The sequence below is a fragment of the Kosakonia sp. R1.Fl genome (genome assembly GCF_023516815.1).
Classification (GTDB): Bacteria; Pseudomonadota; Gammaproteobacteria; order Enterobacterales; family Enterobacteriaceae; genus Kosakonia.
Genome location: NZ_JAMGSQ010000001.1, coordinates 23,089 through 41,039, shown reverse-complemented (window position 1 = coordinate 41,039; position 17,951 = coordinate 23,089). Strand labels below are relative to the sequence as shown.

At 54.9% G+C, this 17,951-nt stretch carries 18 protein-coding genes and 1 other RNA gene; 11 read left to right on the top strand and 8 right to left on the bottom strand.

Features of this window, described 5'->3' with window-relative positions:
* Positions 1-160: 160 nt before the first annotated feature.
* Positions 161-257: signal recognition particle sRNA small type (gene ffs, locus M8Q36_RS00210), an RNA gene on the top strand.
* Between the two features lie 32 nt (positions 258-289).
* Here the strand turns inward: ffs and M8Q36_RS00205 are convergent.
* Positions 290-700 (bottom strand): GFA family protein, encoded by a 411-nt coding sequence (locus M8Q36_RS00205; protein ID WP_249879641.1) that lies wholly within the window; start codon positions 698-700, stop codon positions 290-292.
* Between the two features lie 155 nt (positions 701-855).
* Between M8Q36_RS00205 and M8Q36_RS00200 the strand changes: the two genes are divergently transcribed.
* Complete coding sequence (locus M8Q36_RS00200) at positions 856-1,449, top strand: hypothetical protein (protein WP_065369160.1); 594 nt, start codon at positions 856-858, stop codon at positions 1,447-1,449.
* Positions 1,450-1,452: 3 nt separating this feature from the next.
* Here M8Q36_RS00200 and yczR read toward each other — a convergent pair whose 3' ends face one another.
* The gene (yczR, locus tag M8Q36_RS00195; RefSeq protein WP_249879640.1) at positions 1,453-2,874 is read right to left on the bottom strand and encodes a MocR-like transcription factor YczR; all 1,422 of its coding nucleotides are present in this window, start codon (positions 2,872-2,874) and stop codon (positions 1,453-1,455) included.
* An 84-nt stretch (positions 2,875-2,958) separates the two neighbouring features.
* Here yczR and yczE point away from each other — a divergent pair, with 84 nt between their 5' ends.
* From yczE to M8Q36_RS00160, 7 genes are all read left to right on the top strand, one after another.
* Positions 2,959-3,570 (top strand): membrane protein YczE, encoded by a 612-nt coding sequence (gene yczE, locus M8Q36_RS00190; protein ID WP_249879639.1) that lies wholly within the window; start codon positions 2,959-2,961, stop codon positions 3,568-3,570.
* Positions 3,571-3,695: 125 nt separating this feature from the next.
* On the top strand, positions 3,696-4,241 hold the full coding sequence (locus tag M8Q36_RS00185; protein WP_249879638.1) for a GNAT family N-acetyltransferase: 546 nt from the start codon (positions 3,696-3,698) through the stop codon (positions 4,239-4,241).
* A gap of 234 nt (positions 4,242-4,475) precedes the next feature.
* A complete protein-coding gene (locus M8Q36_RS00180) occupies positions 4,476-4,727 on the top strand; it encodes a hypothetical protein (protein WP_017459970.1) in 252 nt (83 codons plus the stop codon).
* Positions 4,724-4,942 (top strand): hypothetical protein, encoded by a 219-nt coding sequence (locus tag M8Q36_RS00175; RefSeq protein WP_020456790.1) that lies wholly within the window; start codon positions 4,724-4,726, stop codon positions 4,940-4,942. The genes M8Q36_RS00180 and M8Q36_RS00175 overlap by 4 nt, the downstream gene beginning before the upstream one ends.
* 255 nt (positions 4,943-5,197) lie before the next feature.
* On the top strand, positions 5,198-6,277 hold the full coding sequence (locus M8Q36_RS00170) for a LacI family DNA-binding transcriptional regulator (protein WP_249879637.1): 1,080 nt from the start codon (positions 5,198-5,200) through the stop codon (positions 6,275-6,277).
* A 105-nt stretch (positions 6,278-6,382) separates the two neighbouring features.
* A complete protein-coding gene (locus M8Q36_RS00165) occupies positions 6,383-9,457 on the top strand; it encodes a beta-galactosidase (protein WP_249879636.1) in 3,075 nt (1,024 codons plus the stop codon).
* 60 nt (positions 9,458-9,517) lie between these two features.
* Positions 9,518-9,871 carry a DUF1428 domain-containing protein gene (locus tag M8Q36_RS00160; protein ID WP_249879635.1) on the top strand — a complete coding sequence of 118 codons (354 nt, stop codon included), beginning with the start codon at positions 9,518-9,520 and terminating at the stop codon, positions 9,869-9,871.
* Between the two features lie 8 nt (positions 9,872-9,879).
* Here M8Q36_RS00160 and M8Q36_RS00155 read toward each other — a convergent pair whose 3' ends face one another.
* Together M8Q36_RS00155 and pdeB are read right to left on the bottom strand one after the other, a co-directional pair.
* Positions 9,880-10,425, bottom strand: coding sequence for a flavin reductase family protein (locus M8Q36_RS00155; RefSeq protein WP_249882694.1), 546 nt, complete (start codon positions 10,423-10,425; stop codon positions 9,880-9,882).
* 43 nt (positions 10,426-10,468) lie between these two features.
* Positions 10,469-12,028 carry a cyclic di-3',5'-guanosine monophosphate phosphodiesterase PdeB gene (gene pdeB, locus M8Q36_RS00150; protein WP_249879634.1) on the bottom strand — a complete coding sequence of 520 codons (1,560 nt, stop codon included), beginning with the start codon at positions 12,026-12,028 and terminating at the stop codon, positions 10,469-10,471.
* A gap of 99 nt (positions 12,029-12,127) precedes the next feature.
* Between pdeB and M8Q36_RS00145 the strand changes: the two genes are divergently transcribed.
* Positions 12,128-12,844: a GntR family transcriptional regulator gene (locus tag M8Q36_RS00145; RefSeq protein WP_249879633.1), complete on the top strand. Its 717-nt coding sequence runs from the start codon at positions 12,128-12,130 to the stop codon at positions 12,842-12,844.
* Between the two features lie 2 nt (positions 12,845-12,846).
* Here the strand turns inward: M8Q36_RS00145 and M8Q36_RS00140 are convergent, their stop codons facing one another.
* Positions 12,847-14,046: an enolase C-terminal domain-like protein gene (locus M8Q36_RS00140; protein ID WP_249879632.1), complete on the bottom strand. Its 1,200-nt coding sequence runs from the start codon at positions 14,044-14,046 to the stop codon at positions 12,847-12,849.
* A 276-nt stretch (positions 14,047-14,322) separates the two neighbouring features.
* On the opposite strand from M8Q36_RS00140, the gene M8Q36_RS00135 reads away from it, so the two are divergent.
* A complete protein-coding gene (locus tag M8Q36_RS00135; RefSeq protein ID WP_249879631.1) occupies positions 14,323-15,693 on the top strand; it encodes a PTS transporter subunit EIIC in 1,371 nt (456 codons plus the stop codon).
* Positions 15,694-15,695: 2 nt separating this feature from the next.
* Here the strand turns inward: M8Q36_RS00135 and M8Q36_RS00130 are convergent, their stop codons facing one another.
* Genes M8Q36_RS00130 through M8Q36_RS00120 form a run of 3 tightly spaced genes read right to left on the bottom strand, consistent with a single transcriptional unit; the run spans position 15,696 to position 17,946 of the window.
* Complete coding sequence (locus tag M8Q36_RS00130; protein ID WP_165501864.1) at positions 15,696-16,355, bottom strand: methionine ABC transporter permease; 660 nt, start codon at positions 16,353-16,355, stop codon at positions 15,696-15,698.
* A complete protein-coding gene (locus tag M8Q36_RS00125; protein ID WP_249879630.1) occupies positions 16,352-17,143 on the bottom strand; it encodes a methionine ABC transporter ATP-binding protein in 792 nt (263 codons plus the stop codon). The genes M8Q36_RS00130 and M8Q36_RS00125 overlap by 4 nt, the downstream gene beginning before the upstream one ends.
* On the bottom strand, positions 17,140-17,946 hold the full coding sequence (locus M8Q36_RS00120) for a MetQ/NlpA family ABC transporter substrate-binding protein (RefSeq protein WP_249879629.1): 807 nt from the start codon (positions 17,944-17,946) through the stop codon (positions 17,140-17,142). The genes M8Q36_RS00125 and M8Q36_RS00120 overlap by 4 nt, the downstream gene beginning before the upstream one ends.
* Positions 17,947-17,951: the final 5 nt, after the last annotated feature.

The window sequence follows — 17,951 nt, the reverse complement described above, 5'->3', positions numbered from 1 at the left end:
TGTCCTGAAGGAAGAAGAGGCAGCATAAACAGCCAATCGTGTGCTGTGAAGAGAGGATTGCGCAAGAAACCAGCATCCGCCCCGGCGCGGCTTGCAATTGCCATCCCGGATAGGGATAATGCGCCAGCGCGTTGGTTAACAACGCTCTCAATGGGGGCTCTGTTGGTTCTCCCGCAACGCTACTCTGTTCACCAGGTCAGGTCCGGAAGGAAGCAGCCAGGGCAGATGACGTGTGTGCCGGGATGTAGCTGGCAGGGCCCCCACCCAATTCTGCTTCCTTTTGTTTTTCTCACCCGCGTGAATAACGCAAATACCCCGCAATGCCATCTTTTCCGCCATCCGAAGGATGATGAATACCTTCTGAAACCGGAATTTGCGCAAAATCGAAGGGCGAAACGCCAGCAATACAGGCCACATTGACACCATACTGATCCGGGTTTGAGCGCCGCTGATGGAAGGTGTAGATACCGCAAATCGAGCAAAAATAGTGCACAGCTGTTCCGGTGTTAAAGCGATATTCGGTCAATTTATCCTTGCCTTTAATAACCTCAATGCCCGAGAGCGGGGCCGACACGACAACTGCACCGCGCATTCGGCAAAAAGAGCAATTACAGCGTCGCACGGTGTTAAAACCGTCCGAAAGCTGCACAGAAAACGCCACCGCGCCGCAGTGACACTGCGCCATTAATTTTTCCGCCATCGTTTTCCTCATCAAGGCAAATCAAACGGGTCTTTCAACCTTAGCCTTTTTTACCTTTTTTGGTGGGGGAAAACGCGTGGGTTCACTGGTGATGTTTTTATGCAGAAACGGTACGCTGTAGCCGCAAAAATAATTCTGATAAAAGGGCAGGGAGTATGCGCAACATCGTATTGGCAGTGACGTTATCGGTATCGACAGCACCTTTTGCCGCCACATTGCAGTCGGGAGTTTATGAAGAGCTGCAACTGGCGGTATCACCCTCCGGGCAGGTCACGGGCTACTACTCTGAAACAATGGGGGTTGGCGTGACGCGAAACTGCGCGTTTGCGCTGGCGGGTAACGTCTCCCCGAACGGGGAAGCGGAAATATCCAGCTGGTCTTCTGATGTGCTGCCGGGACATCTTTCTGCCACGGCGGACGGCGTGACATTGAAGATTGCGAACGGGCAAAACCATGACGGCTGCATGAATGTGATGGTGCCGCAAATCAACGAGGGGATTGCACTGAGTAAAACCCAGTCGACACAGTGGGTTTCTCTCGCCGAAGTGGTTGATGAGCGGGTTTATCTCAGCAGCACACCGGATGTCAGCACGCGGCGCAAGGCGTGGATTGTCAAAGATGATGTTGTCGGTGTGTTGAAAACCGGGAAAGGCTGGACACAGATCCAGTTTATTAGCGAGTCAGGAAAAAGCACCACTGGCTGGGTTAACAGCCAGTCGATAAAACCGCTGACACCGCCTGCGGCCTGAGTTTTACACCACGCTACGTTTTAATGGCGCTTGCGTTTCGCGAAGCGCCAGCCACAACGGTTTCAGTCGCAGCAGTGCATTTTCCAGCTCACTGGAATCCAGCGCGAAAGGGATGCGCAAATAGCGCTCAAACGCTCCCGTCAGCCCAAAACGCGGGCCAGCGCCGAGATGGATACCAATCGTTTCTGCACGGGCGGCAAACTGCGTTGCCAGCATATCGGGCAGCTCTATCCAGAAAGAGAGGCCGCCTTCCGGCAGTGAGAAACGCCAGTCGGGGAAATGTTCCCGCAGCAGGGCCGCACAGCGATCGCGTCGTGCTTTGAGCATGTCACGACGCGCGGGCAGGAAAGTTTCTGCATTCTCCATCAACCACAGTGTTGCCAGTTGTTCCAGCAGTGGTGAGCCGAGTTCCAGCGTATCGCGCGTCTGCACCAGCGTAGCAATGGTCCGCGATGTGGCGCGGATCCAACCTAAACGCAGCCCACCCCAGAACGTTTTACCCGCCGAACCGAGCGTAATGACCGTGCTGCTACTATCAAACGTTGCCATTGGCGGTGGCGGCGGAGACTCGTACCACAAATCAACCATCGTTTCGTCGACTAACAGAGTGGTACGCGCATGCGTGGCAACGCTAACGATGGTCTGCCGCGTGGTGTTATCCATGCAGCGACCGGTCGGGTTATGAAAATCGGGCATCAGGTAGGCCAGCCGTGGCGCGGTCTGCGCCAGCGTCGCGGCGAAACCGTCGGTGTCCCAGCCTGTTTGCGGTAAAGAAACGCCAACCGGCCTGCACGAGGCTCCCTGAATGGCGGCAATCGCCAGCGGATAGGTCGGATGATCGACCACCACGCGATCGCCTGGGCCGGTCAGCATACGCAGAACCAGCGCCAGCCCGCTGAGCGCGCCATTGACCACCATCACTTCATCAGCATGCGTGGGTAAGCCGCGGGCGGTGTATCGTGTGGCAATCGCTTCGCGCAGCGCCTGCACACCTAGTTGCCCGTAACCGGTGCGGGAAAGATAGGGCGGAATGGCCGCCAGCGCGTGGGTATAAGCCTGGTGAATTTCCGGGCCAGCGCTGAGCGCGGCAGTGGAGAGATCGAGTGCTGTGCCCGCCGTGCTTAGCGTGGGTATCGCGCGGCTATCGGGCAGAATCACGCGCGATCCACTGCCGTGGCGGCTCTCCAGATAACCTTCATCACGCAAGTGTGCCAGTGCGCTGGCAACCGTTGTGCGGCTGATCTCAAGCATTGAGGCCAGTTCACGCTCTCCGGGAAGGCGTGTCTCAATTGCCAGTCTGCCATCAAGGATCAGCAGGCGCAGCGCGTCGGCAAGTTGTCGCCATAACGGCGTACGCGAAGCGGGTTGTTGCCAGTGTCCCAACAGACGGTGTAAAGAGTGGCTACCCAGGCGGCGTGATGACATATACAGTCCACTATTTTAAAACTGGACATTAATAATAAGGCCATTTCCGGTAAAGATGAAAGTCTGAACAACCGGAGAAAAATAATGCTGCGTCGATTAATTCAACTTTATATAGGCCTGGTGCTGTACGGCGTTTCTACCGCCATGTTTGTACGCGCGGATCTGGGCGCGGACCCATGGAACGTCTTTCATTTAGGCATAATGAAATTGCTATCGCTGGATATTGGTACGGTGATGATCGTGACCGGTGCGCTGGTGCTGCTATTGTGGATCCCGCTGCGCCAGCGGCCCGGATTGGGAACGATAAGTAACGTCATTGTATTAGGCCTTGCCGCCGATGCCGCATTGTCGCTGATGCCGGTGCTGGATTCGCTGGTGGCTCGCGGCACCTTACTGATTTGCGCCGTGGTGGTGAATGCCATCGCGACCGGAATGTATATTGGCGCGGGGTTTGGTGCCGGGCCGCGCGATGGGTTAATGACCGGTATTCATGCGCGCACGGGCTGGTCGGTGCGGACTATCCGCACGGCGATTGAAGTTTCTGTGCTGTTTATCGGCTGGCTGCTGGGGGGAACTGTCGGCGTGGGTACGGTGGTTTACGCACTGGCAATTGGCCCGTTGATCCAGCTTTGCCTGCCGTGGTTTCGTCAGAAACCGACGCTAAAACCTGAGCCACAAAGCGAGCCCGCGCTATAACTGTGTATTAAATGCGGTACGTTTCATCCCCTCAATTTTGGTGTGAAACGGGCGGTTTACTTTATAAAACGGCCAGGGGATTCTGGTGCAACAACATCTGTTGGCGTTGCAAAGGAGTATGGTCAATGACAACACCCGAGCTCGAAACCGCAAGACTTCTTCTCAAGCCGCTGGCATCGGAAGATGCCACGCAAATTCAGCGTATTTTTCCGCGCTGGGAAATTGTGCGCTACCTGATTGCCAGTGTGCCCTGGCCCTACCCGGAAGGTGCTGCGCAGCATTATGTCGATAACGTTGCGCTGGCGGCAAACCGCGCAGGGGAGGGCTGGTTTTGGACGCTGCGTCGCAAAGCAGACCTGACAGAATTAATGGGGGTTATTTGTTTAATGAATACGCCAGATAATAACCGGGGTTTCTGGCTGGCACCAGAGTGGCAAGGGCAGGGTTATATGACGGAAGCTTGTCATGCGGTGAATGATTACTGGTTTAATGTGCTCGATCGCGATGTGCTGCGCGCACCGAAAGCCGTGGCGAATGCGCGTTCGAAAAAGATTTCTGAACGTAGCGGAATGCGGCTGGTTCGCTGCGAGAAAGGGCAATACGTCTCCGGAGAACTGGACACCGAGCTTTGGGAGATAACGCGAGACGAATGGAATAATTTTCACCGCTGAAACCTGTCAGCCGCAGGAGGCTGGCAGGTTATTTAAATTTCAGTGTCGATATATTTATTTATGCAGGTTTATTTGTCATTTAAATGACATATTAATTTAATATTTTTGTCATAATTCTTAGGCAGATTAATCTAGGGTTTTTTTAAGTTGTTATAATTCTGAAATATATTTCTGGATCACTTCCATAAGTTCGTGTATTAATTAGCATGTTTATTCACACAAGAAGGGATAATCATGGCCAGTGCTGTATTAAACGTCAAAATTGATGAAGCGCTAAAAGAGAAACTTCGTCATTACGCAGAAGTAAATAGTGAAAATCTCGGTACCGCGACAGAAAAGCTGTTGCTGCTGGCTTTTCAGGCTGCGGAAGAGGCGGGAGTATCGGAAGACGACATTGATAACCAGCATACCGAAGAAGAGAGTTCTACTCCGTTAACTCCTAAAGAAATTAAAGCGTTACGTAAACTTCTGAAGAAGAAAAAATGAACCAACAACTGCTATCAACCGCCAGCAACTATGGCGAGGCCTGTGAGCTGCTACGCTCAGGTTTTGTCAAACAAGTTCGTCTGGACTGGAATATCGGAAGTGATGAGTTTTTTCGCATCGCATCAGACTGGTGTGACGCCGGAGCGAAAATTAAAAAAGAAGGGCACAGCTTTATTATTTCGATAAAAGGCTTTCCAATTCCACGCCAGCAGTAATGTATTTGTCATGAAACTGTCATTTTAATTGCATTAAAAAATGTGATGGTGGTTTCATAATAAAAATACGTAACCATCTCAAATGCACATTACGGATGATGTTTCCGACGAGCCTTTGTGGCTCGTCGCTATTTCTTTTCCCGCAAATTATTCTTCGATTGTATTTAGTCCCGTCTGGTTTTTTCTCCGAAGCGCTCACAGGCACTGACCTGCAAACCGGGTATACTGGAAAACTGTTTGCAGCCGGGAAGCGCTATGAAAACCATCACTCTTTATGATGTCGCCAGCCATGCGGGCGTCTCTTACCAGACCGTTTCGCGCGTGATTAACGATGCGGCGCATGTCTCTACAAGAACGCGTGAGAAAGTGCTCGCCGCGATGGCGGAGCTGCATTACATCCCCAATCGTGGTGCTCAGCAACTGGCAGGTAAACGCACGAAAACGCTCGGTTTGTTGACGACCGATCTGGCGTTGCATGCGCCATCGCAAATCGCGTCGGCGGTAAAATCCCGCGCCGGGCAGGCTGCTGCCAGTGTGATCATCTCTATGCTGGAGCAGCACGATGCAGCCAGTTGCACCGCCGCTTTACAGGAGCTGCTGGCGCAGCGCGTTGAGGGCGTGTTGATCAACGTGCCGCTTGATGATGCGCTGGCGCAGCAACTCGCGGCGCAGGCGGCTCCCACACCCGTGTTGTTTCTGGATGTTGGCGAGACGGCGGCGGTGAACAGCCTGGTGTTTGATGCCATGCAAGGTGCGCGGCTTGGCGTAGAACATTTGCTGGCACAGGGGCACCGTCAGATTGCGTTACTCGGCGGGCCGCAGACTTCGGTTTCCGCGCGTACCCGTTTTGCTGGCTGGCTGACGGCGCTCCAGCAGGCGGGGCTTACGCCTTGTGCCAGCGCGCACGGTGACTGGAGCGCGGCTTCCGGTTATGAAAAAGCGCACAGTTTGCTTGCGGGCAGCCAGTTACCCGACGCGATGCTGGTGGCAAATGATCAAATGGCGCTTGGCGTTATCCGCGCCTGCGTCGAGAAAGGGATTGATGTGCCGGCGCAGATCTCGGTGGTGGGTTATGACGATACCGCCGACAGCGCCTGGTTTTCTCCGCCGCTCACTACTATCCGTCAGGCATTTAAAGAGGCCGGGGAGCGAAGCGTCGACTGGCTACTCAGCCCGTCAGCTCGGGGCGATGTCACAGGTCAAACGCGGCTGCCGGTGATGCTCATCGAACGCCACTCCACTGCGCCAGCCCGGCAACAGAAACTGAGTGGTGAAATCCTTGCCAGACGCTTAAACGAACTGGCGCAGCAGGTTGCGATGCTGGATCGCCGTTAACACTTTTGTGATCCCCTTCGCTTTGATCCTGCTACCGGCTTTACCTGTGGTGAAAAATGCGTCATTGTGCCTTTGATTGTGAGCGCTTCGCAAAATGAGGTTTTTATGTCTGCTTCCGCGTTAAATTCGATTCTCTCCCGCCGCGACTGGGAGAACCCGGTCCTCACGCACTGGCACCGTTTACCCGCGCATGCGCCGATGCGTAGCTGGCGCGATGAAGTCTCTGCGCGCGACAACACGCCATCGCCCGCACGCCGCTTACTGAACGGTCAATGGCAATTCAGTTTTTTCGCTGCACCTGAAGCGGTGCCGGCGGGGTGGATCGAAGAAGATTGTGCCGATGCGGTAGCAATGCCAGTCCCTTCAAACTGGCAGATGCAGGGTTTCGATACGCCGATTTATACCAATGTTACTTATCCGATTCCGGTAAATCCTCCGTTTGTACCACAACAAAACCCGACCGGTTGTTACTCGCTCACATTCAAGGTGAGCGAATCAGAACTGGCGCACGGGCAAACCCGTATTGTTTTTGACGGTGTGAACTCGGCTTTTTATCTGTGGTGTAACGGGCAATGGATTGGCTACTCACAGGACAGCCGCCTGCCTGCTGAGTTTGATTTAAGTCAGGCGCTGAAGGTCGGAGAGAACCGGCTGGCGGTGATGGTGTTGCGCTGGTGCGATGGCAGTTACCTGGAAGATCAGGATATGTGGCGGATGAGCGGCATTTTCCGTGACGTTTCTCTACAGCGTAAGCCCGTCACGCACATTGCCGACTTTCACCACGTTACGCAGTTAAATGCGGAACTGACTCACGGGCAGTTGCAGGTTAATGCCCGGCTTGCAGGCGATTTTACCGATTGCCGCGTCGCTTTTGCGTTATGGCGAGGGGAAGAGAAAGTTGCCGAAGTACAACAAACGCCGGGCAGCGCAGTGGTTGATGAGCGCGGATGTTGGGCGGAGCGCCTGAACGTCACGTTGCCGGTCGCTTCTCCATTGTTGTGGAGCGCCGAAACGCCGCATCTTTATCGCCTGACGCTCACACTGCTCGATGCGCAGGGAAATGTCCTGGAGGTGGAAGCCTGTAATGTCGGGTTCCGCCAGATTGAAATCAGCAACGGCTTGCTGAAACTTAATGGAAAACCGTTGCTGATCCGTGGCGTTAACCGCCACGAGCACCACCCGGAAAACGGGCAGGCGATAGATGAAGCCACCATGCGTCGCGACATTGAGCTAATGAAACAGCATAACTTTAATGCGGTGCGCTGCTCTCACTATCCCAATCATCCGTTGTGGTATCAGCTGTGCGATGAGTACGGTTTATATGTGGTGGATGAAGCCAATATCGAAACCCACGGTATGGTACCGATGAGCCGTCTCGCAGACGATCCGCTCTGGTTTTCGGCGATGAGCGAACGCGTGACCCGCATGGTGCAACGCGATCGTAACCATCCATCGATCATCATCTGGTCGCTGGGAAATGAGTCTGGGCATGGCGCGAACCACGATGCGCTGTATCGCTGGCTGAAAACCACCGATCCGACGCGCCCGGTGCAGTATGAAGGTGGCGGGGCGAACACCGCCGCAACCGATATTGTTTGCCCGATGTATGCACGCGTTGACCAGGATCAGCCATTCCCGGCGGTGCCGAAATGGTCAATCAAAAAGTGGATCGGTTTGCCGGATGAAAACCGCCCGCTGATTTTATGTGAATACGCCCACGCGATGGGCAACAGCTTCGGCGGCTTTGCCAAATACTGGCAGGCCTTTCGCGCCGCTCCGCGCTTGCAGGGCGGTTTTGTCTGGGACTGGGTCGACCAGGCGCTAACGAAAAAGGACGAGAACGGGCAACCGTTCTGGGCGTATGGAGGTGACTTTGGCGATACGCCAAATGACCGACAGTTCTGTATGAATGGGCTGGTTTTCCCGGACAGAACACCGCATCCGGCGTTGTATGAAGCGCAGCGCGCCCAGCAATTTTTCCAGTTCAGCCTGCTAAGTACGCAGCCGTTGGTTATTGAGGTGGAGAGTGAATACCTGTTCCGCGCTGCCGATAACGAGTTCCTGCGCTGGCGCGTGGAGCGAGATGGCGAGGTACTGGCGCAGGGAGAAACGGCACTCGATATCGCGCCGCAAGGAAAACAGAAAATTGCGCTCACGCTCCCTGAACTGCATGCGGCGCCGGGGGAAGTGTGGCTGAATGTCGAGGTTTACCAGCGTGCGGCAACGCGCTGGTCGGCGGCGGAACACCTTTGCGCGTGGGATCAGTGGCGTTTACCTGCCCCGCTGTATAGTGCGCCGCGTGAGGTTAAAGGTATGCGTCCGGCGTTGCAGACGAGCGAGCTGGATTACACAGTCAGCGCCGATCATCAGCGCTGGCGGTTCTGTCGCCAAAGCGGTCACCTGGTGCAGTGGTGGCGCGATGAGCAACCGACGCTGTTAACGCCGCTCACGGACTGCTTTGCCCGCGCGCCGCTGGACAACGATATCGGCATCAGCGAAGTGACGCGCATTGATCCCAATGCCTGGGTTGAGCGCTGGAAAGCGGCTGGCATGTATGACCTGCACGCGCAGTTGCTCTATTGCGAGGCGGAAGAGGGGGCGGCTGAAGTCGTTATTTATACGGGCCATTGCTGGGTGGGCGCGGGGAAAACGGCTTTTATCAGCCACAAGCGCTGGCGCATTGATAGCCACGGTGTATTGCACGGTGACGTGGAGGTACAGGTGGCAACCGATATTCCGCCACCGGCGCGTGTCGGCCTGGTTTGTCAGCTCGCAGAACACCATGCACAGGCAAGCTGGCTAGGCTTAGGGCCGTATGAAAACTACCCCGACCGTAAACTGGCAGCACGCCAGGGATTGTGGACATTGCCGCTTGCCGCGCTGCATACGCCCTATATTTTCCCCGGCGAGAATGGTCTGCGTTGCGATACGCGCATGTTGCGCTATGGCGCGCATCGACTGGACGGCGATTTCCACTTCTCGCTGGGGCGATACAGCGATAAGCAACTGCGCGAAACCACGCATCACCATTTACTGCGTGAAGAGGCAGGTTGCTGGTTGCATGTCGATGCGTTCCATATGGGCGTTGGCGGCGATGACTCCTGGAGCCCAAGTGTGTCGGCGGAGTTTATTCTCAACACGGACAAGGTGCGTTACGCCTTTTGCTGGCGGCAAGACTAAACTTATCGGGCCTGATGCGGCGGGGCTGTCCCGCCGCACGGCCACTTCGGAGGTCAACTCATGAAGTATGTCGATGGTTTTGTGGTTGCCGTACCGGCGGATAAAAAAGAGGCCTACCGCCAGTTAGCGGCGAAGTCTGTCGCGCTGTTTAAAGAGTTTGGCGCCACGCGGATTGTCGAATGCTGGGCGGACGATGTTCCCGATGGTAATTTCACCGACTTTCGCATGGCCGTGAAAGCTGAAGACAACGAAGAGGTCGTCTTCAGCTGGATTGAATACCCGTCAAAAGAGATACGCGACGCCGCGAATCAGAAAATCATGGCTGACCCGCGGATGCGCGAGCTGGGCAACGAGATGCCCTTTGACGGCAAGCGTTTGATTTACGGGGGCTTCGTTCCCATTCTTGACGAATAAGTGGCCGCTCAGGAAACTTTGGTAAACAGTGCCTTGCGCTCCAGCACGTCGCCATCAGTACGGAATACGCCCCCACCGACATAGTGCAGGGTTTGCGGCCACGCCGGCTGGGGGTTAACCCGCGCAGCAACCACTTCAAAAATAAAGAAGTTATGGTTATCCACCATTGCGTCATCGTAGAGACGACACTCGAACTGCCCGAAACACTCTTTTATCGACGGCGCACTGACCTTGTCGCTCTTTTCTGCCGTCAGGCCAAATTTCGCGAACTTGTCGACGTCATCGCCGGTGCAGTTACCGATGCGTGAAACGGTATCAATCATGCTGGCTTCCGGCAGATTAATTACACATTCACCGCTCTGGCGAATGCGCGCAAAACTGGCGTTTCCCGCTGAAATCATGCAGCCCACCAGCGACGGCGTAAACTCCAGAATCGTGTGCCAGCCCAGGGTCATAATATTGTTTTGCCCTTGCCAGTGGCTGCTGAGCAGTACCACCGGGCCGGGTTCCAGCCAGTGCCGGACATCATGCAGCGGCCAGGATTGCTTTTTCATCATGCTTCCTCCGCGTGTTAAACCACTTTTAACAGTAGCAAAACTAGGCGGCGCGCAGGTTATTTTCCGCCCATTGAATAAACGCGTCAGGCGGCAGCGCTTTGCTGTAGAGCCAGCCCTGGCCGTATTCCACGCCATACTTCTTTAGCCACTGAAGCTGGCCTTCGGTTTCAATGCCTTCCGCCACCATCGCCAGCCTGAGCGCTTTCGCCATATCGATGATGTGCGGCGTCACGGCTTTGTACTCCAGCGCATCAACAAACGATTTGTCGATTTTGATGATGTCGACATCCAGATTTTGCAGGTAGCTCAGGCTGCAATAGCCGGTGCCAAAGTCATCAATGTAAATTGCGTGTCCGGCGGCGCGTAGCGCACTGATTGCCGGGCCACTCACCGCCGGATCGGCGAAACCGCGTTCGGTGAGTTCAAGGGCGATTTGTGTTGGCGAGAGTTGCCAGTGCGCGATCAAACGCGCCAGCAGATCCGGCAGGGTGGGATCAAGCAGATCAGCAGGCTCAAGGTTAATCGAAATATGCTGATCCGGGTGTTGACGCAGCCAGGATCCGAGGGTGGAAAACACGGTTTCGATCACCAATTTTGTCAGCTGTGGCATCAGGCCGCTGTGTACCGCCAGGGGAATAAAAATATCTGGCGCAAGGTAACTGCCATCTTTCTGCCGCCAGCGTGCCAGCGCCTCAGCGCCGACTATCTTGCCGTTATCGAGCTCGACAATGGGTTGAAAAAACACGGTAATTTCGCGTCCATGAAGGGCGTCCTGCAACTGCGCGCGCGGTGAATGCAAACGGCGCAGCAGCCTTAACATGACAAAAGCGAGCAGCAGGCTTACCAGCAAACCGAGTGGCAACCAAACCATCAATAACCGATGCCAGTTTTTTTCCAGCGGCGCAATCGCCATCCAGGTGACAATTGCCAGCCCCATGTCCGCATCGCGCTCGATCCGGTAGACCTCGCCATTGGTCATGATGCGCGTTGGACCCTGCTGGTTTATTTGTGCCAGCCTGGCCGCAGTCAGCCGGGGGCTTCCGGCAATGCGCTGGTGCGTTTTGGTATTGATAAGCGCTATATAAACGGGGGAAGTGCCATGCGGCAAAATATCAATAAACGACGTCGGATCGACCATCACCACATAATGCGCGCTGCCGATCGCGACCATATATTTCGCCAGCCCCAGATCGTTGTGGCGAGTCAGCCAGGCGCGAAAACCATCGGAGGTGATTTTTCCAGGCTCGGGGAAAGGTGGAATGTGGCTGTCGGCTTGCAGTGATGAGCAGAGCGGTTGCAGCCCATCGATATACAGCACTTCACGCACATAGCGCCACGAATAAGAAATACGCCGCATCGCCAACAAATGTTCTGCTGTACATGGCGCGCCCTCGTAGGCATCCAGCTCACGAAGCGCGGCTTTACTCTGGTTGATGACGCGTTGGCTACGCATTTCTGCCAGAGTAGAGTACGTGTCCAGATCATTCATAAAGTTTTCTTCAGCCTGGCGGTGACTCATCCAGATACTCAGACTCACCGGCAGGAAAATGGCGAGCACCAGAGCAACTGTCGCAAGACTCATCAGTCGTCGGTTGGTCATGATCAAAAATCCTTCTTTGATACTGATAAACGAGGAGTATCTTTTAGCCGCTGATGTTATAACACGCGGCAGCGATTGTTTTCTTTCAGGAAAGAAAGGATGAAGAAAAAAGAGTTTGTGACCCAGGATTTGCTAAGCAAAATTTATCAAATCAGCGCGCCTGGCCCGCGCAAACTCCCACCTGAACGCCAACTGGCCGAGGAGTACGGCGTCTCGCGCTTTACCATCCGACAGGCACTGGAAAAACTTGCCAGTATTGGTGTGGTGAATATTGTGCAGGGTTCCGGCATCTGGATTAACGAGCAGGCGCGCAGCAATCCGCTGGTTTACAACTCCATCACCGAAAAGCGTTTTGATCAGATTCGTTTTCGCATGATTAGCCTGCATAAAAAGCGCCCGGATCGCGATGAACAGCAGATCTTTGGCCTGAATGAGGAGAGCTTTATCTGGCAGTTTTGCCGCTTGCGGTTTGTCGACGAACAAGCGGTACAGATTGAGATTTCCCGCATGCCGGTGGAAGGGTTTGCCGATCTCAACCAGCAGGTCATTGAACGCTCGATCCAGCAGTATGTGCTGGGCAAAGGCTACCGGATTTCACATCTGCTGACCACCTACCGGGCGGTCAGCGTGAGCCGCGAACAGGCGGTGCTGTTGGGCTGTAAAAAGGGCAGCCCGGCAATGCACATCAGTAACCGCGGCATCCTGGAAGGCGGGCAGGTGTACGAGATCAGCGACATTATTGATATCAACTACACCTGTACGTATGTCATTCCGCATAACCGCGAAAACCTCACCTTCCGCCAGGGTGGTGGCTGACGTTACGGCGTGTGGATGGTGCCGTCGGCAAGGCGGCTTTGCGTCCACTCATGCGGGCGATAGATGCCAGGGTGCGCCAGCGCTTGCTGCTCGTCAAATTGCACGCCAATGCCCGGTTTTTCCGGCGCGTAAACGAATCCATCTTTGACTTCCGGCGCGCCAGGAAACACCGCGTCTGTGCCGGCGGAGCGGGGGATGTACTCCTGAATCGCCGCATTATGCAGGTGAATATTGAGATGCGTGTTCACCGCCACACCAATGGGCGTCATATCTCCCGGCCCGTGCCAGGCCAGCCGTACGCCGAATGCCTGGCACAGAATCGCCAGTTTTAATGCCGGTGTGATGCCGCCAATCTGCGAAATGTGGCAGCGGATAAAATCGATGCGGCGATTGACAATCAACTCGTGCCACTCTGCCGGGTTGTTAAACAACTCACCCATCGCCAGCGGCGCGCTGCTGTGCTGGCGCACCTGATCCAGCCATGCGCTTTGTGCTGGCGGCAGAATATCTTCAATAAAATACGGCTGATACGGCTCAAGCTGCTTCGCCAGCTGCACCGCCTGCTGCGGGAATAAGCGCTCGTGGACATCGTGCAGGATCTGCAGGCGATAACCATATTTTTCCCGCAACGCTTTAAACATCGCCACGGTGTTGGTCATGTACTCCTGCTGATCAAAATAGGCACCGGTCGTGGCGTTTTCCGGCGTATGCAGTTGCGCAGGCGTACCGCCGTAAAAACCGAGCTGGCAGCGAATATGGCGATAGCCCTGAGCCGCCAGCTTGTCGACGGCGGTGAATAATTCTTCCAGCGTTTCGCCACTGGCATGGCTGTAGGCAGCGATAGCATCCCGTGATTTCCCGCCGAGCAACTGGTACAGCGGCATACCCGCCAACTGACCTTTGATATCCCACAGCGCCATATCAACGCCGGAGATGGCGTTGTTCATGATCGGGCCGTTACGCCAGTAGGCGTTGACGTTCATCATTTGCCAGAGATCTTCAATATGGTTGGCATCACGGCCAATCAACAAGGGTTTCAGATATTCATCGACGAGGGTTTTTACCGCCAACGGACGTTGCTGAAACGTGGCGCAACCGTGCCCCGTGATGCCTTTATCGGTTGTCACCCGCACCACCACCAGGTTGTGGCGGTCAGGCCGGGTGATAAAACATTCGATACTCTGGATAAGCGTGGGCGTCACGGGAACTCCTTTACAGCGTGAGATAAGCAAGTGAGGGCTATTATCTTCGCCTTAATTTTGGCGAAAGGTAAACTGTTTTGTGGAATAAATTTTTTGGTCAGTTATTGCTTTATTTTTTAATTAAAAACCGAACCAATTTAAGGTTTGTTGTGTTTTTATGGCTTGTTGATTGGTAATTGTGATGCGATTCATATTTTATTGGTTTGTTTTAAAATTTGGCTTTCTCTACCATTTGAGGCAATGAGTAAAACGACAACACATCCGGCAGGAGTTTTTATGGGGACGCAAGAAGCCATTGGCAATATTATTCGCCTGGTGGGCGGACGGGATAATATCAACAACGTCTGGCACTGCATGACACGCTTACGTTTTGATCTGATCGACGATGACAAAGTGGATCAGAACGAAATTAAAAAACTGCCGGGCGTGCTGGGCGCACAGCTGCAAAGTGACCAGTTCCAGATTGTGATTGGTCCAAAAGTGAATAGCTGGTACGAGCAACTACTGGCCATGCTGGGTAAGGCACCAGAACACGCGGCAGGACAGGGGAAAGCGCGCAAAAGCCTGGTGTCGATGTTTATGGATACGGTATCTGGCGTGTTTGGGCCGATTGTGCCCGCTATCGCTGGCGCGGGGATGATCAAAGGGCTGCTGGCCGGGTTGATTGCGCTAAAAGTGGTGTCGGCGAAAAGCGATACGGTGATGGTTATCGATCTCATCGCCAGCGGTGTTTTCTATTTTCTGCCGTTTTTCCTTGCGGTTTCGGCGGCAAAAATATTCAAGACCAATGAATACCTTGCGGCGGCGGTTGCCGCTTGCCTGATGTACCCGTCGCTGATAGAGGCGGCAAAAGCGCTGGCGGCTCATCAGGATGGTGCGGTCAGCGCATTCTGGCTGCTTAACGCGCTGCCGGTGTCGGTGTTTAACTATTCGGCCAGCGTCATCCCGGTTATCTTCTCGATCCTCGCGTTAAGTTACATTCATCGCTGGGTCGATAGCATCATGCCCGATGTGTTGAAAACCGTTTTTACCCCAACATTGACGCTGTTTCTTGGCGCGCTGGCGGCGCTGGTGGTGATTGGCCCGATTGGAATTTACCTGGGCAAAGCGCTGGCGTGGTTTATTGAAGGGCTGTTTGGCGTGTCGGCGAGTTTTGCCGGGCTGATTGTCGGCGCGATTCGCCCGGTGGCGATCCTCACCGGGATGCATCACGCGATGACGCCGATTGCCTTACAGAACTTTAGCGAGCGCGGTTACGACATGCTGATGCCGATGATGTTTATGGCAAACATGGCGATTGCCGGGGCGACGTTTGCTATCTGGCGGTTGAGTAAAAACCGCCAGGACAAAACCGTTACGCTGTCGGCGGCTATCTCCGCGCTGCTGGGGATCACGGAACCGGCGCTGTTTGGCGTACTGACGCGCTATAAAAAAGCCTTTATCGCCGCCACCGTCGCAAGCTCGCTGGCCTCTGCGTTCATCGCCTTCTTCGGCGTGCGGCTGTATGGCTATATTTTGTCGAGCATTTTCAGCCTGCCGGCCTATATTGGCCCGTACTTTGTCTTTGCGGTTTCAGGTGTGATCATCGCGCTTGTCCTGTCGTTTGTGCTGACCACCTTGCTGGTGGGCAAAGAGGCGCAAGAGTAACCTTATCGTCGGTGCGCCAGGCGGCGCACCAGCCTGTCGCCTGCCATTTGTACCCCCTGAACCAGCGCCACCAGAATCACTACCGTGCCGACCATGACCTGATCGTTAAACCGCTGATAGCCATAACGAATCGCCAAATCGCCAAGACCGCCGCCGCCAATTACGCCGGCCATCGACGAGAAGCCAATCAGCATAACGATAGTAAGCGTGATACTCGCCAGCAGCGTGGGTAACGCCTCCGGTAGCAGCGCTTTGGCAATCACATGCCACAGATTACCGCCCATCGAAAGAATGGCTTCAATACGCCCGTAATCCACTTCATCGAGCGCGTTTTCCGTTAACCGTGCGAAGAAGGGAAATGCGCCGATGGTCACCGGCACCACGGCCGCCGTGCTGCCAAGCGTGGTGCCAATCAGCGCGCGGGTAAAAGGGATGAGCGCAATCAGCAGCACAATAAAAGGCAGTGAGCGGCCAAAGTTAATCACCGCACCCAGCAAGGCATTCAGTTTTGGCATTGGCGCCAGCCCGTTGCCGCGCGAGACAAATAACAGAACGCCGACGGGCAAACCGATCAGTACGGTGAAAAAGGCCGCCAGCCCAACCATATAAATCGTCTCCAGTGTGCCGTTAAGCAGCAGCGGCCAGAGATCGTCCCAGCTCATGCGACCACGCATAATGGCCTCCCGTTAAAACCGTGGCGAGCCAAAAACGCCTGTTCGGCTTTCGGATCGTGCAGTAGCGCCTGGCGCAGTTTTGACCACGGCGCGACCAGCAAATCAGCAATTTTTCCGCTCTCGATAAGCTCGCCGTTTTCCAGCAGCGCGGCGTGATCGCACAGGGTTTTCACCACTTCCAGCTCGTGGGTGATCAGCACTATGGTGAGCTTCAGTTTCTGGTTGATATCTGCCAGCAGCTCAAGCACAGACGCGGTGGTTTGGGGATCTAACGCGCTGGTGGCTTCATCGCACAGCAGTACGTCAGGCCTTGTCGCCAGCGCACGGGCGATTCCGACGCGCTGTTTTTGCCCGCCGGAAAGCTGCGAGGGAAAGGCACCGGCTTTTTCACTCAACCCGACCAGCCAGAGCAGCTCTTCGACCCGCGCCTGGCGCTGCGCTTTTGCGACGCCGGCGATTTCGAGCGGCACGGCAATATTGTCGGCCACTGTGCGCGCATGTAATAAATTGAAGTGCTGGAAAATCATGCCGGTACGCAGGCGATGCTCGCGCAATGCCGCTTTGTCTAACTGCGTGATGTCGTTGCCGTTGATAATAATGCGGCCCGCCGTGGGCCGCTCCAGCAAGTTAAGGCAGCGAATCAGCGTGCTTTTGCCCGCGCCACTGCGCCCCAGGATGCCGTAAATCGCCCCCTTAGGTACGCTCAGCGAGACCTCTTTCAGCGCCGGTCGGCCTGTTCCGGCATAGGTTTTGCTCAGCCCTTCAATCTCTATCATGACTGCGGCGCGACCGGGATCACCGAGCCGTTATATTGCTTACGGATAAACTCAGCCACCTGCGGCGAAGTGAGATCCTTCGCCAGCTCTTTGATGCGCGGATCGTTAGCCAACTGCGGATTGGTAACCAGAATATTGGCATACGGGTTGTGGCTTGCACTCTCCAGGCCGAGCGCATCTTTTGCCGGCGTTAACCCGGCTTCCAATGCGTAGTTACCGTTAATCACCGCCAGATCGACATCATCCAGCGAGCGTGGGATCTGCGGCGATTCGATCTCAAGGATCTTCAGATGTTTTGGGTTGTCGGCAATATCTTTCGGCGTTGCCAGCGTAGTTGCCGGGTCGGTGAACTTACTGTTGAGTTTTATTAATCCCTGAGCTTGCAACAAAAACAGCGCGCGACTCAGGTTGGTGGCGTTGTTCGGTACGGCTACGGTGGCGTTATTGGGCAGCGATTTGAAATCCTTATATTTGTGCGAGTAAATGCCGAGAGGTTCGATATGGACCGTCGCGGCAACCGCAAAGGTTTTGCCCAGCGCTTTTTCCTGATCCTTCAGGTAGGGAACATGCTGGAAATAGTTCGCATCGACGTCGCCGTTCGCCAGCAGTTCGTTGGCGTTAGCACCACTGGTTAGCTCGACAACTTGCAGATCCAGTTTTGGGTCGATCTTTTTGATGTAGTTGAGAATTTCTGCGTGCGGTACCGGATCGGCAGCAACGCGCAGGGCGGCAGCCTGGGCGGAAGACCAGGCCAGTGAAAGAGACAGTGCGACCCCTGCCAGAGCGAATGCGGCATGTTTCATGATGT

Bases quoted from the DNA above. Each gene is read 5' to 3' on its own strand.
- M8Q36_RS00155 (WP_249882694.1), bottom strand. From the start codon at position 10,425: ATGAAAAAGCAATCCTGGCCGCTGCATGATGTCCGGCACTGGCTGGAA.
- M8Q36_RS00160 (WP_249879635.1), top strand. From the start codon at position 9,518: ATGAAGTATGTCGATGGTTTTGTGGTTGCCGTACCGGCGGATAAAAAA.
- M8Q36_RS00130 (WP_165501864.1), bottom strand. From the start codon at position 16,355: ATGAGCTGGGACGATCTCTGGCCGCTGCTGCTTAACGGCACACTGGAG.
- M8Q36_RS00200 (WP_065369160.1), top strand. From the start codon at position 856: ATGCGCAACATCGTATTGGCAGTGACGTTATCGGTATCGACAGCACCT.
- M8Q36_RS00205 (WP_249879641.1), bottom strand. From the start codon at position 700: ATGGCGGAAAAATTAATGGCGCAGTGTCACTGCGGCGCGGTGGCGTTT.
- M8Q36_RS00175 (WP_020456790.1), top strand. From the start codon at position 4,724: ATGAACCAACAACTGCTATCAACCGCCAGCAACTATGGCGAGGCCTGT.
- pdeB (WP_249879634.1), bottom strand. From the start codon at position 12,028: ATGACCAACCGACGACTGATGAGTCTTGCGACAGTTGCTCTGGTGCTC.
- yczR (WP_249879640.1), bottom strand. From the start codon at position 2,874: ATGTCATCACGCCGCCTGGGTAGCCACTCTTTACACCGTCTGTTGGGA.
- yczE (WP_249879639.1), top strand. From the start codon at position 2,959: ATGCTGCGTCGATTAATTCAACTTTATATAGGCCTGGTGCTGTACGGC.
- M8Q36_RS00145 (WP_249879633.1), top strand. From the start codon at position 12,128: ATGAAGAAAAAAGAGTTTGTGACCCAGGATTTGCTAAGCAAAATTTAT.
- M8Q36_RS00125 (WP_249879630.1), bottom strand. From the start codon at position 17,143: ATGATAGAGATTGAAGGGCTGAGCAAAACCTATGCCGGAACAGGCCGA.
- M8Q36_RS00135 (WP_249879631.1), top strand. From the start codon at position 14,323: ATGGGGACGCAAGAAGCCATTGGCAATATTATTCGCCTGGTGGGCGGA.
- M8Q36_RS00180 (WP_017459970.1), top strand. From the start codon at position 4,476: ATGGCCAGTGCTGTATTAAACGTCAAAATTGATGAAGCGCTAAAAGAG.
- M8Q36_RS00120 (WP_249879629.1), bottom strand. From the start codon at position 17,946: ATGAAACATGCCGCATTCGCTCTGGCAGGGGTCGCACTGTCTCTTTCA.
- M8Q36_RS00165 (WP_249879636.1), top strand. From the start codon at position 6,383: ATGTCTGCTTCCGCGTTAAATTCGATTCTCTCCCGCCGCGACTGGGAG.
- M8Q36_RS00185 (WP_249879638.1), top strand. From the start codon at position 3,696: ATGACAACACCCGAGCTCGAAACCGCAAGACTTCTTCTCAAGCCGCTG.
- M8Q36_RS00170 (WP_249879637.1), top strand. From the start codon at position 5,198: ATGAAAACCATCACTCTTTATGATGTCGCCAGCCATGCGGGCGTCTCT.